The 15192-nt window shown below is 34.7% G+C and carries 17 protein-coding genes; 8 read left to right on the top strand and 9 right to left on the bottom strand.

Annotation, left to right across the window (positions count from 1 at the left end):
* Positions 1-82 precede the first annotated feature (82 nt).
* Positions 83-1417, top strand: coding sequence for a hypothetical protein (locus AAGD93_RS03850; RefSeq protein WP_341819075.1), 1335 nt, complete (start codon positions 83-85; stop codon positions 1415-1417).
* Positions 1418-1430: 13 nt separating this feature from the next.
* A complete protein-coding gene (pyrF, locus tag AAGD93_RS03845) occupies positions 1431-2099 on the top strand; it encodes an orotidine-5'-phosphate decarboxylase (RefSeq protein ID WP_341819074.1) in 669 nt (222 codons plus the stop codon).
* A 171-nt stretch (positions 2100-2270) separates the two neighbouring features.
* Here pyrF and AAGD93_RS03840 read toward each other — a convergent pair whose 3' ends face one another.
* Positions 2271-2543 (bottom strand): hypothetical protein, encoded by a 273-nt coding sequence (locus AAGD93_RS03840; RefSeq protein ID WP_341819073.1) that lies wholly within the window; start codon positions 2541-2543, stop codon positions 2271-2273.
* 92 nt (positions 2544-2635) lie between these two features.
* On the opposite strand from AAGD93_RS03840, the gene AAGD93_RS03835 reads away from it, so the two are divergent.
* Positions 2636-3835, top strand: a complete 1200-nt coding sequence (locus tag AAGD93_RS03835; RefSeq protein ID WP_341819072.1) for a phage major capsid protein — start codon at positions 2636-2638, stop codon at positions 3833-3835.
* A 360-nt stretch (positions 3836-4195) separates the two neighbouring features.
* On the opposite strand, the gene AAGD93_RS03830 is transcribed toward AAGD93_RS03835, so the two are convergent.
* From AAGD93_RS03830 to AAGD93_RS03820, 3 genes are read right to left on the bottom strand one after another with little or no spacing between them, the layout of a single operon-like run.
* Positions 4196-4849, bottom strand: a complete 654-nt coding sequence (locus AAGD93_RS03830; protein ID WP_341819071.1) for an amino acid ABC transporter ATP-binding protein — start codon at positions 4847-4849, stop codon at positions 4196-4198.
* Positions 4833-5480, bottom strand: a complete 648-nt coding sequence (locus tag AAGD93_RS03825; protein ID WP_022626279.1) for an amino acid ABC transporter permease — start codon at positions 5478-5480, stop codon at positions 4833-4835. Before AAGD93_RS03825 ends, AAGD93_RS03830 begins: the two co-directional genes overlap by 17 nt.
* On the bottom strand, positions 5480-6199 hold the full coding sequence (locus AAGD93_RS03820) for an ABC transporter substrate-binding protein (protein ID WP_341819070.1): 720 nt from the start codon (positions 6197-6199) through the stop codon (positions 5480-5482). The genes AAGD93_RS03825 and AAGD93_RS03820 overlap by 1 nt, the downstream gene beginning before the upstream one ends.
* A gap of 125 nt (positions 6200-6324) precedes the next feature.
* On the opposite strand from AAGD93_RS03820, the gene AAGD93_RS03815 reads away from it, so the two are divergent.
* Positions 6325-6780 (top strand): ArgR family transcriptional regulator, encoded by a 456-nt coding sequence (locus tag AAGD93_RS03815; RefSeq protein ID WP_341819069.1) that lies wholly within the window; start codon positions 6325-6327, stop codon positions 6778-6780.
* Between the two features lie 53 nt (positions 6781-6833).
* On the opposite strand, the gene tatC is transcribed toward AAGD93_RS03815, so the two are convergent.
* The 3 genes from tatC to AAGD93_RS03800 all read right to left on the bottom strand — a co-directional run bounded on the left by tatC (position 6834) and on the right by AAGD93_RS03800 (position 9058).
* Complete coding sequence (gene tatC / locus AAGD93_RS03810; RefSeq protein WP_341819067.1) at positions 6834-7595, bottom strand: twin-arginine translocase subunit TatC; 762 nt, start codon at positions 7593-7595, stop codon at positions 6834-6836.
* Positions 7592-8689 (bottom strand): type I glyceraldehyde-3-phosphate dehydrogenase, encoded by a 1098-nt coding sequence (locus AAGD93_RS03805; protein WP_341819066.1) that lies wholly within the window; start codon positions 8687-8689, stop codon positions 7592-7594. The genes tatC and AAGD93_RS03805 overlap by 4 nt, the downstream gene beginning before the upstream one ends.
* 78 nt (positions 8690-8767) lie before the next feature.
* Positions 8768-9058, bottom strand: a complete 291-nt coding sequence (locus tag AAGD93_RS03800; RefSeq protein WP_341819064.1) for a hypothetical protein — start codon at positions 9056-9058, stop codon at positions 8768-8770.
* Positions 9059-9184: 126 nt separating this feature from the next.
* Here AAGD93_RS03800 and AAGD93_RS03795 point away from each other — a divergent pair, with 126 nt between their 5' ends.
* The gene (locus AAGD93_RS03795) at positions 9185-9718 is read left to right on the top strand and encodes an HK97 family phage prohead protease (RefSeq protein ID WP_006280514.1); all 534 of its coding nucleotides are present in this window, start codon (positions 9185-9187) and stop codon (positions 9716-9718) included.
* A 135-nt stretch (positions 9719-9853) separates the two neighbouring features.
* Entirely contained in the window at positions 9854-11563 is a 1710-nt protein-coding gene (locus tag AAGD93_RS03790; RefSeq protein WP_341819062.1) for a hypothetical protein, read from the top strand.
* Here the strand turns inward: AAGD93_RS03790 and AAGD93_RS03785 are convergent.
* Together AAGD93_RS03785 and AAGD93_RS03780 are read right to left on the bottom strand one after the other, a co-directional pair.
* Complete coding sequence (locus AAGD93_RS03785) at positions 11547-12722, bottom strand: CCA tRNA nucleotidyltransferase (RefSeq protein WP_213862916.1); 1176 nt, start codon at positions 12720-12722, stop codon at positions 11547-11549. The genes AAGD93_RS03790 and AAGD93_RS03785 overlap by 17 nt on opposite strands.
* Before the next feature lie 87 nt (positions 12723-12809).
* Positions 12810-13754, bottom strand: a complete 945-nt coding sequence (locus tag AAGD93_RS03780; RefSeq protein WP_341819061.1) for a hypothetical protein — start codon at positions 13752-13754, stop codon at positions 12810-12812.
* Between the two features lie 117 nt (positions 13755-13871).
* Here AAGD93_RS03780 and ychF point away from each other — a divergent pair, with 117 nt between their 5' ends.
* Both ychF and AAGD93_RS07665 read left to right on the top strand, forming a co-directional pair.
* Positions 13872-14966: a redox-regulated ATPase YchF gene (gene ychF / locus AAGD93_RS03775; RefSeq protein ID WP_010962597.1), complete on the top strand. Its 1095-nt coding sequence runs from the start codon at positions 13872-13874 to the stop codon at positions 14964-14966.
* Positions 14959-15153: a hypothetical protein gene (locus tag AAGD93_RS07665; protein WP_410529701.1), complete on the top strand. Its 195-nt coding sequence runs from the start codon at positions 14959-14961 to the stop codon at positions 15151-15153. The genes ychF and AAGD93_RS07665 overlap by 8 nt, the downstream gene beginning before the upstream one ends.
* The last annotated feature ends 39 nt before the right edge of the window (positions 15154-15192 follow it).

Below are 15192 nucleotides of genomic sequence, written 5' to 3'. Positions count from 1 at the left end.
GGTGTAAGTGCAGGGACCTCCACAGATAAGAGAATTTTAATAAATATATACAAGACTGCTGAACGTGGGGGGGAGGGGAGTAATGAGCAATTTGCTTAGTGAGGCTAATGCATTTTATTTTGTAGCTAGTTCCTTAGCTACTCTTACGTTACTTACATCTTTAGCGCTTATTGTAACTTCTAATGTGCCTCTTCCTCTAATTCTTGCTTTAGCTACATTATCTGTTTTTGTGCTTGCACTTTCGTATAAAATAATTAGTAATAATAAAAAAATAGAGGTTGAGAGAAATAAATTCGCTCAAAAAGAGCAAGAGTTAGAAAATAAAATAACTCTAGGAAAGGAAGCTGAAAAAGCTGCAAACAAAGAAGTGGAAAAATTAAAACATGAATTAACTCGAGAAAAGCAAAATTTAGACAAGAGAGCAAAAAAATTGAATCAGAAAGTAAATGAGTCAGAAGTTGAGAGAGAATCTCTTCTTGAAGAAAAAAAATCTTTAGAGAAAAAATTAGAAACAGCAAAGAATCGTACGTTTGAAATAGACAATGAATTGGACAAAACAAGAAAGGAAATAGGTAAGCTTAATGAGCAGGAAGAGAAATTAAAACTTGAAATCTCATGTTTGAAGAAACAGTTGGAAGAAAGAAGTAGATTTATTGCAAAGCTGAAGATGGAAGTGGATGATAATAAACATTTAGAGCTAGAGAATAAGGGGTTGAATGATAGAATAGAAACGTTACGTGAAGTACAAAAGGCACTACGTGAGAAAAAACATGAACTTAGTGAAAAAGTAGAGGCATTGAATAAGGAAAAAAATAAACTTTCTAAAGAAGTAGAGGAATTACGTGAAGAACAAGAAAGGCTGCATGCAAACTTAGATAAGCTACAATGTAAAATTAAAGAGGTCAACAAAGAAAAGAAAAATTTATCTAAAGAATTACAAGAGAAATTTGAAGAGTTAGATGAAGCAAATGGTTTAATTAAAAATCAATCTTTTGAGTTAGATGGGATAAGAAAAGATTGTAATAATGAAGTAAAAAGTTTAAGAAATTCACTTTTAGAACGAGACAGTCAAATAGAAGATTTTTTGAAAGAGAAAGAAAAACAAGTGAATTTTGCGCAACTGTTGATAAGATGCGTAACAGACAATATAGAAGAACCAATAAGAAATAATGATGGAAAAGCAATATTAGATACGATTCAAATATTAAAGTCTGCGTTACAAGGAGAAATTGCACGGCTTTTGCCAGACGAAACGCCTTCTTCTTCGCTGGAAGATCTTGGATATGAATCATTATTTGTCAGTCGCTCATCCACTCCGATCAAATTGCCAGATTTACCGTGGACAGAACGTCGTAAACGCAGTCAATTTCGGAATGTAGAACTTGACAATACAACAATTAGTCTTATTATAAAATAAATCATGCAAGATAATGAACCCAATAATATGTGCACTGGATACACAAGACTTAAATAAGGCTATTTCTCTAGCTAATGCTCTGCGTGGTAAAGTTGGCATGGTAAAGCTGGGATTAGAATTTTTTGCTGCTCAAGGTCTTTCTGGAGTGCAAGAAGTTGCAAAATGCAATGTACCAATTTTTTTAGATCTGAAATTGCATGACATTCCAAACACTGTAGCTAAAACAGTTGAAGTAATAAAAGTTCTGAACGTTGAAATGTTAACTCTGCACATCAGCGGTGGAACAAAAATGCTTGAAGAAGCGCTAAGTGTAGTGCAAGGCACAAAAATAAAGCTGATCGGAGTGACAGTGCTAACTAGTATGAGCAATGAGGATTTAAACGAGCTTGGAGTAGCAAGAGAGGTAAAATCACAGGTAACTTTACTTGCAAAGCTTGCAAAAAAGATTGGACTCTATGGAATAGTCTGTTCTGCATTGGAAGCTAAGGAAGTGCGCCGAGAATGCGGTGAAGACTTTAAAATTATTACTCCAGGAATTCGTATAGATCCAGGTCATGACGACCAAAAAAGAACAGCAACACCAAGAGAAGCAATAAATTCAGGAGCTGATTATATCGTCATTGGCAGGCCCATTACAAAAACTGCAAGTAGTGCAGAATTAATATTGAAATCCCTTATCTAATTGAAGCAGATAAAAAAAAGTTTGAAGCAGATAAAAAAAGTGCTTGACATAAAAAAACGAACATTATATAGTGTTGTTATCTTTTATTTTGCCCGCTTAATTTAATTACTGGATTAAGCTTACAGTACTAAGTGTGGCACAAAGTGCCACGCTATTTTCCAATTTACATTTTCAACAGATAAAAAACGATGCCATTTCAGTGCCAAGCACATAACTGTACGAACATTCATTTTTAAAGGTAAATTGCACAACAGATGATGTCATTCCAGTGCTTGACACTGGAATCCAGAAATTTTGCTTATAACTGAGCTGATGAGCTAAAGGTAGTTGTCTTATGCTAAAACAAACGTTTTTAATTAAGTTGCATAGAAGCTGGATCCCAGTGTCAAGCACTGGGATGACAAGAAAGGGAGCACTGGAATGACATCGTTTACTATGTACCATATTGCAATATTCGTACAACTGTGGGAAACATCTATGGATGCCATTCCTATTACCTTATTTCCATTTTTATTTCATTTTCAAAGGAGGCTATTATGTCACTTACCGATATCGCTCACCGTATCAATGAACTCGCTTCATCATGGGAGCAATTTAAATTAATAAATGATCGCAAACTAAAAGAAATTGAAAGCAAAGGGCGTGCTGATTCTGCAACAATTGAGCAGCTATGCAAGGTAAATAATGCCATTGATAGCTGCAAAGAGCGTTTAGACTTGATCGAAACTGCAGCTCAACGTCCAGAAGTAAATACAGATTTTAGCACAAGCGATAAATATTTTTCTGATTATATCCGCAAGGGAATGGAAAGCGGTTTATCACACAAAACCCTCAGTGGAGATGACAGTGATATCGGAGGGTATCTAGTTACTCCGCATATTGTAAAACGCATAAACAAGCGCGTAACTGATTCGTCCCCAATGCGACAAATATGCTCCAGTCAAAGAATCTCTACTGAAACATTGGATTACATTATAGAAGATTTTGACCGCGCCGGTGCAGGTTGGAGCAGTGAAACAGTAGATGATGAGGACGGTGGCAATAAGTCTAAGTATGATTTTACAAAAGATACGGACACGCCCAAAATCCAAAAGATTTCCGTCACAACTTACGAGTTATATGCTCAACCACAAATATCACAAAAGTTACTCGATGATGCGTTTGTCGATGTTGAGAGTTGGCTGGTGGAAAAGATTGCCGAGACTTTTAGTAAGGAAGAAAGCGAAGCCTTCATTAAGGGTGAGGGCACTTTTCAACCAAAAGGAATTTTAGCTTATGAAAATGGAAACAGTTATAATAAAATAGAGCAAGTTAAAACTGAAAAATTAGATAGTGATTCAATAATGATGTTGTATTACTCTCTGGACGAATATTATTCCAAAAATGCGTCATTTTTGATGAACAGGAGTACGTTGAAGGATATCAGGCTGCTAAAATCTCAAACAGGTCAGTATCTCTGGCAGCCAAGTCTGTCGCTTGAAGCTCCAGATACTTTAATGGGAGTGCCAGTATACCAGTCTGCCGATATGCCACCAGCGCCAAACAATCAGCTACCAGTAATTGCGATGGCAGATTTCAAACAAGCTTATAAGATTGTAGATAACAGAGGAATGAGAATATTAAGAGACCCTTATACGAATAAACCTTATGTGAGGTTTTTTGTCACTAAGCGTGTCGGCGGAGAGGTTGTAAACACCAGTGCTATTAAATTGTTGAAAGTTGCGAGCAAGTACTAAAAACTTCCGCAGCATCATCTTTATAGCTGATCAAAGCAACACGTCATACCGCGATTCATTCCATAACTGTACGAACATTGTGATTTTGGCCCATCAGGAGGGTGTCATCCCAGTGCTTGACACATATAGCTAAACTGACTTAGATTTACCGACAGTTTGAAAAACAAAAATTCGTCATTCCGCTACTTGTTAGCGGAATCTATGCTGAGATATCGCGGCGGTATGACGTAGGAAAACCTTTCTTGGGTTAGCTATAGTTTGCTATATTATCTGATTTTATTTTTAGCGTTGCTTCTTATATTATGTAATTTATTTTCCATAATGTATATTATGTAATTTTCTATGATATGAGTGATTCTCTTAATAATTACTTTTTAAATAGTTTGTTGGTTCATCAATTTCTTTAGGATTGATATCTACAATTATTTTTCCGTTTTTTAACAGAATAATCCGATCTGATATTTTTGTTAAAAAATCCAAATTGTGAGAAGCGATAATCATAGTAATACCCATATCTCTAACTGATTGTAGTAGTTCCACAACGTCGACTATTGTTGCTACATCTAAACCAGACGTTGGCTCATCGCATAATAGAATCCTTGGATTCATCATTAAGCTTCTGGCAAGCGCAACCCGCTGTTTTTGCCCACCGGATAGATTACTAGGGTAATCATTTTTTTTAGAGGCAATACCCAAAGACTCAAGTAGTGAATCACTTTGATCCTGAGTTTTGTTTTTAAGTTTGGGAGCATATGTAAGATTTTCCCAGACAGTCATATGTGGGAAAAGTTGAAAATCCTGAAATACAAAACCAGTACTATCATTGCATTCAATGCTACCAGAATCTAAAACTTCGAGTTTTTGTATACAACGTAACAATGTTGATTTACCACTACCAGAAGGACCAGCAAGACCAACTATAGATTGTTCTATAGATTGTTCTATAATCAGGTTAATATTATTAAGTACTGGAATATTATTAAATAATTTACAAATATTATGCATTTTTATCATATATACCTTTCTGTTCAATCTTTTTGCCTATATATTCAATTAGTAATACAAGAGCGTAATAATAAGCCCCAGCAAGACAAAGTGGTATAAAATAAGTAAATTGTTCTGCTGCAAGCATTTGCGCAGAGCGCATAATATCAACACCACCAATAGTAGAGATTAATGCCGTTTCTTTAAGGAGTGCAATGATCTCATTTATCATTGCAGGAAGAATATTTTTAATAACTTGTGGTAATATAATATCTCTCCACATATAGAAACTAGGTATTTGTAAAGTTTTAGCTGCTTCAAACTGGTTTTTTGATATAGTTTCAATACCAGCTCGTAAAATCTCAGCAATATAAGCACAGCTATTTAGACCAAATGCTATAATGCCAGCACTAAATATGTTTAATTTAATTCCTGCAATGGTTGGAGTCATAAAATAAACAACACTTAACTGTAATATAAGGGGGGTGCCACGTATTACAGATATAATTCCATTAATTAATGGAATACAGATCTTATTATATCTGAGTACTGACAATAATCCCCCTAGACTCACACCTAAAAGCAGTCCTCCAATCAATAATTTTAAAGTAAAGGCAAGGCCTGTTCCAACAAACAAGAAATTAGAAATTAATTCTTGCATCAGTTATCTCCTAGCCATTTTTCTGCTATCTTTTGTATTACACCTTTACTTTCTAAACTTTTTAACGCCTCGTTTATTTTATCCTTTAAATCAGATCCTTTATTCACAGCAATAGAATAACCATTATCTGACTTAGCGATGGCTGACCATGATAGACCAGGATTTTTTTTGCTAAATACTTTACCTTGAAATTCATCAATTAGGACGCCATCAACATGACCAGACTTTAATGTTTCTACAGCTTGATTATTATTGTCTATAGCAATAATTTGAGCTGTTGTAGGAACATGCTCTTTGACAGTTCCTAGTTGAACGGCTATCTTCTTGTGAGTTAAATTGTTTATACCGGCTATGGGTTTATTTTTGTGATATAGAATACCAAATTCCCCTGTATAATAACTATTTGAAAAATCAAAATTTTTTTCACGCTCTTCTGTGCTACCAATAGTAGATATAGCAGCATCTACAGAATTACTTTGCAATGCTGCAAATATAGTACTAAACTGCATATCTTTAAATATCGCTTCTTTACCTAACTCTTTTGCTACTAATTGAGCAAGCTCAATGTCAAAGCCAGTAAATTTACCATTTTCATAATATTCAAAAGGTGGATAATCTGCAGAAATTGCAAATCTAATGATATTATCGTGTTTATCTTCCTTGCATCCTGTTAATAGAATACTTATCGCTATAATAGCATTTAAAATGTATTTTTTCATATTACTGATTTATATTCATATTTTATTCATCTTGTGAATATAGACATTAAAAATTGAATAGTCAAGAAATAATGAATATAATTTCAAATATACTTATTACATATTCAATATGAGGAAAATGCATAATGCATGACAACACACTAGGTGAACATATTTTAAATATTATTCAAAATCATGAAATTTTAGAACAGAGCGATTTACAGACCTTACTCAAAAAAAGAGGGTATAACATTTCTCAGGCTACTTTATCAAGAAAATTGAAAGAACTTAAAATTGCCAAAGTTGCTGGTATGTATAAAGTAATTGACATCAACCAATATCGATTACCATTAATACTTAAGATGCAAATTTCGGATTTTGGTTTAATAGTACTACACACTCAACCAGGACAAGCTAGCAGCCTAGCTTACTTTCTAGATCAGAAGTATGTTATTTATTCATTAAATAATAGCAAAAACATAGGAATTATAGGAACTATAGCAGGTGATGATACAGTATTATTGATCATCAAAAGTAAGGCTGAACTTAACAAAGTATTACAATCAATTTATAAAACATTTCCATATTTAAGTCCTGAATAAGAATGTTGTAAGTTAAAAATGTGATATAAAGGAGATAAGAGGGATTCCTTTGTTTAAATCTTTGTCTTCTTTTTTTCAATATACCTACATATCAGAATGGACAATTCATATAGAATCAGCATTGGTATTGCAAGCCCTACTTGGCTTAATACATCAGGTGGAGTTAAGATTGCAGCGATAATAAAAATTACTACTATCGCGATTCTGCGTTTATTTGACAAACTTTGTGTAGTCAGTAACCCAACTCTCACCATCAATGTGAGTATGACTGGAATTTGAAATGCAGTGCCAAATGCAAACATAAATTGGAGAACAAGGTCTAAATATTCACTAACTGATGGCATAAACTCTATCGGTATATCGAAGGATTTACCACTGTGTTCGAAGTTGATAAAAAACTTCCAGGCTAAAGGAAATATATAGTAATAGACTACAGTAGCTCCCGTTACAAATAAAACCGGTGTTGCAATTAAGTATGGCAACAACACTGCCCTTTCACTTTTATATAACCCAGGTGCTAAGAACATATAGAATTGCCATGCAAACACAGGAAAAGAGAGCAAAAGTGCGCTCATTATTGCAACTTGGAGATACACAAAAAATGCCTCTGTTAAGTCTGTGTAAATTAAAGAAAAACCTTCGCTACCTTTTGTTGCTTCTATTAAAGGTGCGAGTAAAAAACGGTATATATTTTCCTTAAAGTAATAACAAAAACCAAAAGCAACGCAAAAAAATAGAAAGCAAAAGATAACTCTTTTTCTGAGTTCCGCAAAGTGCTCATAAAATGAGGCGTATTTGTTTGAGTTCCAGTTCATACTTTACTATAGCTCAATAATGCTATGTCTAACATTCTCAGCGAAAAAGCCCACTCATTGTCATACCACGCTGCAACCCTGCATATATCACCTGTAACATATGTACCAGTTAAATCCACAATTGCACTATAAGGGTTATGCACAAAATCTATTGAGACTAAAGGTTCCTCGCATATAGAAAGTACATTTGACATTGGATAACCCTCTGTCATCCTAGTACCCTCTGATGTCATCCGAGTAGCTGACACTGGGATCCAGAAATTAGATTCCAGCGTCACGCGCTGGAATGACGTAGAGGAGAGAGCTGCATCCTTAAATATTTCATTGATTTCTTCAACGGTCGCTTTCTTATCAGTTGTAAATTTAAAATCAACCATAGAAACATTGCTAACCGGAACTCTGACGGCAGTGCCATCTAGCTTTCCCTTTAATTCAGGAATTATAGAACCAATTGTTTTTGCTGCCCCGGTTGTAGTTGGCACCATAGATAATCCGCAAGCCCTTGCTCTACGCAAATCTTTATGATTACCATCAAGAACATTTTGATCATTCGTGTAGGCATGTATAGTAGTCATAAAACCGCTTTTTATACCTAAACTGGAGTGTAGGACTTTCACAATCGGAGCAAGGCAATTTGTAGTGCAAGAACCTGCTGATATCACTTTATGCTCTTTTTCGAGCATATCGTTATTCACACCATAAACTATAGTGACATCAGCATCCGGAACTGGAGCAGAGACAATTACTTTCTCTGCATTGTGCCTTATTGCTTCTTCACGTTTGTTGAATACACCAGTACATTCAAGTATTACATCAACATTCCAAGGAATATTTTCAGGGCTCCGTTCTCTATATAAAGAAAACTTTTTGCCATTTATAGAAATCCAATTTTGAGACTCATTAAAATCAATATCACCACTGAATTTGCCATGAATAGAATCATATTTAATCAAATGTGCATGCTGCTTTGCACTGAGCGATCCATTTACAGCTACAACTTCTATTTGCTCACTATACTTTTCTATTTCATAAATAGCACGCAATACGCCTCTGCCTATTCTACCAAGACCATTAATTCCTACGCGAATCGTCATCTCTTCATTCAAAAAATTTAATTATAGAGAATTATCTTGATTAAAACTATAACATCATGTAGTAGCAACATTTAAACTTTAATAGGAGCTAATTATGAGTATAAAAGAATTACAACAAGAGTTGCTCGCAACAATCTCAGGTCGTCCTTCTACAAGACTGGAAAATGTTACCATCGAACCAGTCATGAGAAATCCTAGATTAGAAGAGTTAGGCCGAAATGCTGATCGTCCTTCTACAAGACTGGAAAATGTTACCATCGAGCCAGTTATGAGAAATAATAGATTACATTCATAGCATAACATACAGCCAGCTACCCTTCCCCCTACTTTCATCCCAGCGCGTGACGCTGGGATCTTTATTGCTTTCATAGTCTCTTTATTATTTTGTAACTAAAAAAAATACTTCCCCTTTTTAGAGAACTGCATATAATAGATTTGACATTGCAGTGCATTGTGCAAACAGAATTCCCAATACTATAACCTACAGGAGGCCTTATGAATAAGAAATTTCTCTATTCACCATTGTCAATAAAAAGTATAGGAGAAAACGGTGTATTTTCTGGTTATGCGAGCGTTTTTAACATAGTTGATAAACAAAATGATCTGATATTGCCTGGGGCATTTAAGGAAAATTTAAACAGAAATAAAATAAAACTCCTTTGGCAGCATAATCCTGACGAACCTATAGGTAGCATCATAGATATTTATGAAAATGATGTTGGCCTGTATATAACCGCACATTTACTTTTGGGTATTCAGAAAGCAGAAGAAGTGTATTTGATGCTCAAAACTGGGGCAATTAACGGACTTTCCATCGGCTATATACCTATAGAGTATGATGTTGATCATAAAAGCGGAGCTAGAGTGTTAAAACAAGTGGAATTATGGGAAGTCAGTTTGGTCACTTTTCCTGCAAACTTAGCTGCTCAGGTAATCAATGTGAAAAATCAGAACAATGAACAGGAAGTGTTAGCAAGAGCGATAGAAAAAGCAAATGCTGTACTTGCAGACATGTACATTTCTGCTTAAAGTGTATTAGGCGGGCAAAGACTTTACCATAATTTGACACCTGCGTTAGTATTTGTTTAACATTTATACTAATATATATAACTTTATTGCTATTAAAATTTTCTGTAAATTAAAGTTAAAAAATAAGGTAATTTTATGCTAAATATTAATAATAAGGAAAAAAAATACAGCTGGTCTACTGTATTTGCTTGGTTATATCTAAAAACGATTGGACGAATATTGCCCAAGAGATGGAACAGATGGGCAGAAAATATTTTGTACTACGATAAAACTACTGCAAACAATGAAGTTCAAACTGATGCTTTTAAGACAATAGATGGAAGTGTTCAAGTTGACTTAAAACTTGAAGTTGTAGAGAAAGAGAGCCAAAGTGAAGTAATAAGTAAGGATGGAGAGGTTCAAACTAATAAAGTAACATTTCACGATATAGCAATGCAGACCGAATACGTCGAAACAACGGATAAAAATAGTGATCAAGCACAGCAGATTGCAGACTTACAATCAGAAAATGGCTTATTGGAAGTGAAAATTGAAGAATTGCGATCTATAATCATAAGGCTTAAAGCGGACTTACAATCAAAAAATAGCTCGTTAAAAGAGGAAAATAGAGAATTGCGATCTATAATTGAAAGACTTAAAAAGGATTATAGAGAATTGGTAGAAGTTACAGATAAACAAGAGAAAGAGTTTTTAGTAAAGTTGAAGGCAAAATCTGAGATGATAGGGTGCCAGGGAAGAGAATTAACTGAACTCAGAGCAGAATTTACCAATAAAATAAACGAGCTTTTAGAAAGGGTGGGAGAAGTCAGGAAAAATAGTTTAATTAAGCAGTTACAAAAAGAACAGAAGCAAGTAGAAGATCAATTGAAAGCTGATATTAAGAAACTACAGGGAGAAAAAGAAAGCATGAAAGAACAATTAAAAATAATGCAACAACAACTGTTAAATAATCAAGAACAACAAAAGTTGGAAGAAAAGTTAAAGGATGTTGATAAAAGATTAGAAGATATTGATGAAAAAACTAAAAAATCACAAGAACAAACAAAAACTAAAGCGCCAGATGCAGTGAGTACAGTATCTACTGCAAAATCAACTACTGGTTCTATGAAATCAACTCAATCAAAGTTTTCAAAAATCTTGAACTTGAAGAATAAGAATCTCAATAACTTTTTGTCTGATAAAAATAAAGAGTTGAAAGAAAATTTTCCTGAATTTGAAAAGAAACACTTTTGTCATAACGTACATAATAAAACCATAAAATTTCTATCAAATCAAAATCATGGTAAATTTAAAAGCAGTGAGCTGCTTGAATTATTGGAGAATAATTTGAAACAATCCGCAAGGGAGATCATAGAAGCTAAGGTTAAAGAAGTTGTCAACGAACATTGTAACATTGGAAAAAATATGGGTAAAGAACTACGAGATGACACGTTAAAAGCCAAGTTGTCACCTTCTGTTAGAAAATGCGTAAAAAAATTAGAATTTAACAAACAAGAAGGGGTAAATAAGATTGTAGACTCTATCTTGCACAGCTTTAATAGCAAGAATAATAATAATAACGACTCAGGAGAATTGCTTAAAGAAATTGTTACAGGAAAATTAACAGAGGCTAAAATGAAATGTTTTTCAAATAAGATTCAAGAGTTACAACTGGCATTAAGCATAAGAGATAAATTTTTATCTCCAGATCAGGGAATGTGTAATCAAACTCAAGGAGGAGTAAACGAATATCAATTAACAGAAAAAGCTAAAAAAGAACATATACCTAATTCCTCTATGAGTTCCCCTAATATTGCAAGCATACATTCATTGAACAGTCAGAAAGCAGTTAGAATAGGCTCTTAGCATAAAGCACCAGCTCCTCTTTTGTTAAAGTGTAGGAGCTATCTTCCCAATGTTGTTTTAGCAATTCCAAGTTTCTACCTAAACTTTTTCCTGGCTGGTGACCTATACTTATTAAATCATCGCCAGATAAAGGAAATTTTGGAATATTGAATGTGTTAGCAAATGAAATGTATTCATCAACATTTTCTCCAGACTCAACACCACAAATTTTCACTAAATCACAATATAATTCTCTACCAAATAAAGATATGTATTTTTTTTGCTCTTTTTCTGAGAGTTCTGTTTTGATATCGTTGGATAGTAAAAATAGCAGCTTTTTCTTTTGCTTGTTCGAAAGACGTAAAAATTTGCTTACATATTCTCCAAGACTTAGCCTGTCATTTTTTTTAGTAGTCCTAAGGAGTAACGCTAATTTTACTAGTGCATCAGTGCCCAAAAGAAGTGGCGAAGACAGAATTTCGCATTTTACTTCTTTTGGGATAATCTTTTGCAAAACATCAGATTCTTGCATGCTCTTAAGTGTTGGAAAAGGATCATTGCACTCCAGCAATTTAAGTATTTCATCTCTTATTCTCTCTCCAGAGAGGTTTTGAATCATATGCGAATGCTTTTTGCATACGTTTAGTATTTCATCACTCAAATCTCCGACACATATTTTTGCATGAAAACGAAATGCTCTTAAAATACGTAGATAGTCTTCTTTAATTCTATCTTCAGCGTTGCCTATAAAGTTTAACCTTCGCGCTTTTAAGTCCTCTATACCACCAAAGTAGTCATATATATGGCCATGCTTATCTGCATACAGAGCATTAAATGTAAAGTCGCGCCTTGAAGCATCCGCTTGCCAATTATTGGTAAATTCTACTTTTGCATGCCTACCATCACATTTCACATCATGCCTTAGTGTTGTGATCTCAAAAGATCTTTGATTTAGAACCGCAGTGATAGTTCCATGTTTTAAGCCAGTTGGAATAGTTTTTATATTACGGAGTTTTAGCGCTTTAATCGTTTGATTGGGAAGCAAATTAGTAGCTAAATCGATGTCGTGAACATCACGCTGCAAAATTGAGTCTCTCACACATCCGCCGACAAGCCTAGCCTCACCGCCAAATTCCTCTATGGCATCAATAATTAAACTAGTCTCATGGTCAACTTGCATTTAGGTTAGTACGTACTGCAAGTTCATATTATATGAAATGCTTGCAAAAGCCCTATATAAAAATATACAGAGCTATGAAGATTTATTTTACACTTCCAATTGTGATATTTGTTGTTGATGAAATGTTTTTTCTGTTCTTGATTCCTCCATACTACATCTTGGTGAGCTTGAAGGGTTTTGCTTCTCAGAGCGCTCTATGCGCTGCTTTATATCACTAACGCACTGCCCTACAACATCACCAATTTTTCCATCAGCATTTTCTGCCAATAACTTATCAAATCCCTTTTCAACCTCTGCTCTCTCAGAGATATCCTTTGAAAGGTTACAATACTCTAAGATCTCGTCTAGCTGCAGTTTTTTTGCTAATAGGAAATCTTCTTGTTCTTGCTCTTGTTTAAGTTTGGTTTCCTCTTGCAGTTGTTTTGCTAAACTTTTATTTCTATCAAGCAATGGTTCGAAATGCAATCCGCCTTTGTTTATTATATGCACAATACTACTATCATCATAATCAACTTTATTGTATTCACCTGCACTTTTTGAACCTGAATTGTCTATTAATTCATGCAAAGACAGATCTTGGTTATCAACAGTCTGGTTCTCTATAACATGTAGCTTTACCTTATACTTTTCACAAAGTATTCTGCCTTCAACGTCAGGATCACCCCACCTACTGTTACGCATAATGTCTGCTGTATAATCATCTACAGTTTCACTACGGTGCTGGCCATTGTTATCATAACCATTGGCAATTGCATCTGTAAACCACTTTGGTGGATTCTTTTGTGCAAATTCCCTACAATCATTTCTTAATTTTTCGGCAGTAACTTGCTCTCCTGTCTGTTGTTCTAGACTTTGCCTGAACGAGTCAAAAAAACAGCTTCCATTACCAATTGCTTGTCCTACATAGAAATTGTCAGGGTAAGGGTTACTATTTAAAAGAGTTATTTCTTGCCCTGAGATCCTGGGCCTTTTTATTCCAACCTCAACATCATGAAAGTCACTTGGTAGTTTCCGTTTCTTAGCTGTAGTCATAGTTTTACCTTAATTTAAGCTATATATTACTATACCAACAAAATTATCAATAAGCGACTAATTAAGTATAGCAGAAATTTTTAAATTATGCAATAGTTATAATTTTACATAGCAAATATGAGTTTTAACTGCGGTATAGTTGGGTTACCAAACATAGGAAAATCAACCTTATTTAATGCGCTTACAGAGTCAAGTGCAGCCGAAGCTGCAAATTATCCTTTTTGCACAATCGAGCCAAATATAGGCAAGATTTCGATAAAAGATCAACGTTTGAAACAAATCGCAGCAATTGCAGGCTCAGAGAAGGTAATCTACAACCAATTAGAAGTTGTAGATATTGCAGGTCTGGTAAAGGGTGCGAGCAAAGGCGAAGGGCTTGGCAATAAATTTTTAAGCCATATCAGAGAAGTTGATGCCATCGTTCATCTGCTCAGGTGCTTTACGGATGACGATATCAGCCATATACACAGTAAAATAGATCCAATATCAGATGCTGAAGTGGTAGAAATGGAATTAATCCTAGCTGATATTGATAGCATAGAAAAAAGGCTTCCTCAATTGGAAAAGAAAGCAAAGCAAGGTGATAAAGAGCTAAAGAGACAACTTGAATTAATGCAAGAGGTATTAGCTACTTTAAAATTAGGTAAACCTGCAAGAAGTTTGGAGAATATCAATGAAGATGAGATGAAGTTGCTTCAATTGCTGACAACAAAGCCCGTTATGTACGTTTGCAATGTTGAAGATACAAATGTTATAACTGGCAATGAATTATCTAAAAAGGTAGAGAGGATGGCGGAGGAAAATAAAAGCAAATTTTATTGCATTTCAGCAAAACTCGAAGCAGATATTGCAAATCTTGATAGTGAAGAGGAAAAACAGAGTTTTTTATCAGAATTTGGCTTACAAGAATCAGGCCTTGATGGAGTAGCGCGTATTATGTATGAAGTGCTGAGTATGATAACTTTCTTTACTGTGGGCCCCAAAGAAGCACGGGCATGGCCAGTAAAAATAGGGTCAACAGCCGATAAAGCAGCAGGTGTAATCCACACTGATTTTGAGAAAGGCTTTATAAAAGCAGAGACAATAAGCTTTGCAGACTACATAAAGTATGGAAGTGAATCAGCTTGCAAAGACGCAGGAAAAATTCGCTTTGAAGGCAGAGATTACATCGTGCAAGATGGTGATATAATGCACTTTAGGTTTAATGTGTAGTTTATTATGCAGCCACTTATTTAAAGTTAAGTTTTCTGGATCCCAGTGTCTGGGCACTGGGATGACAAGAAAGGGAGCACTGGAATTTTTGTTTCAATATTTGTACATTAGCCATGCATCTGAACAGATACCTCCCCTAAACGGATACACTGTAGAAGGAGAGTTTCTTCTCCCCAGTAAAGACTAGATTCCAGACTGGAATGACAGCAGTCCTACGTCATACCGC

The sequence above is a fragment of the Wolbachia endosymbiont (group A) of Brachyopa scutellaris genome (genome assembly GCF_964026995.1).
Classification (GTDB): Bacteria; Pseudomonadota; Alphaproteobacteria; order Rickettsiales; family Anaplasmataceae; genus Wolbachia; species Wolbachia pipientis.
Note: the sequence above shows the minus strand (reverse complement) of the source record. Positions and strands in the feature narration are given on the sequence as shown.

What these genes read in the sequence shown, in the direction of transcription:
- AAGD93_RS03785 (WP_213862916.1), bottom strand. Translation starts at nt 12,722, where the DNA reads ATGCAAGTTGACCATGAGACTAGTTTAATTATTGATGCCATAGAGGAA.
- tatC (WP_341819067.1), bottom strand. Translation starts at nt 7,595, where the DNA reads ATGAACTGGAACTCAAACAAATACGCCTCATTTTATGAGCACTTTGCG.
- pyrF (WP_341819074.1), top strand. Translation starts at nt 1,431, where the DNA reads ATGAACCCAATAATATGTGCACTGGATACACAAGACTTAAATAAGGCT.
- AAGD93_RS03835 (WP_341819072.1), top strand. Translation starts at nt 2,636, where the DNA reads ATGTCACTTACCGATATCGCTCACCGTATCAATGAACTCGCTTCATCA.
- AAGD93_RS03815 (WP_341819069.1), top strand. Translation starts at nt 6,325, where the DNA reads ATGCATGACAACACACTAGGTGAACATATTTTAAATATTATTCAAAAT.
- AAGD93_RS03800 (WP_341819064.1), bottom strand. Translation starts at nt 9,058, where the DNA reads ATGAAAGCAATAAAGATCCCAGCGTCACGCGCTGGGATGAAAGTAGGG.
- AAGD93_RS03850 (WP_341819075.1), top strand. Translation starts at nt 83, where the DNA reads ATGAGCAATTTGCTTAGTGAGGCTAATGCATTTTATTTTGTAGCTAGT.
- AAGD93_RS03795 (WP_006280514.1), top strand. Translation starts at nt 9,185, where the DNA reads ATGAATAAGAAATTTCTCTATTCACCATTGTCAATAAAAAGTATAGGA.
- AAGD93_RS03830 (WP_341819071.1), bottom strand. Translation starts at nt 4,849, where the DNA reads ATGATAAAAATGCATAATATTTGTAAATTATTTAATAATATTCCAGTA.
- AAGD93_RS07665 (WP_410529701.1), top strand. Translation starts at nt 14,959, where the DNA reads ATGTGTAGTTTATTATGCAGCCACTTATTTAAAGTTAAGTTTTCTGGA.
- AAGD93_RS03805 (WP_341819066.1), bottom strand. Translation starts at nt 8,689, where the DNA reads ATGACGATTCGCGTAGGAATTAATGGTCTTGGTAGAATAGGCAGAGGC.
- AAGD93_RS03825 (WP_022626279.1), bottom strand. Translation starts at nt 5,480, where the DNA reads ATGCAAGAATTAATTTCTAATTTCTTGTTTGTTGGAACAGGCCTTGCC.
- AAGD93_RS03780 (WP_341819061.1), bottom strand. Translation starts at nt 13,754, where the DNA reads ATGACTACAGCTAAGAAACGGAAACTACCAAGTGACTTTCATGATGTT.
- ychF (WP_010962597.1), top strand. Translation starts at nt 13,872, where the DNA reads ATGAGTTTTAACTGCGGTATAGTTGGGTTACCAAACATAGGAAAATCA.
- AAGD93_RS03820 (WP_341819070.1), bottom strand. Translation starts at nt 6,199, where the DNA reads ATGAAAAAATACATTTTAAATGCTATTATAGCGATAAGTATTCTATTA.
- AAGD93_RS03790 (WP_341819062.1), top strand. Translation starts at nt 9,854, where the DNA reads ATGCTAAATATTAATAATAAGGAAAAAAAATACAGCTGGTCTACTGTA.
- AAGD93_RS03840 (WP_341819073.1), bottom strand. Translation starts at nt 2,543, where the DNA reads ATGGTACATAGTAAACGATGTCATTCCAGTGCTCCCTTTCTTGTCATC.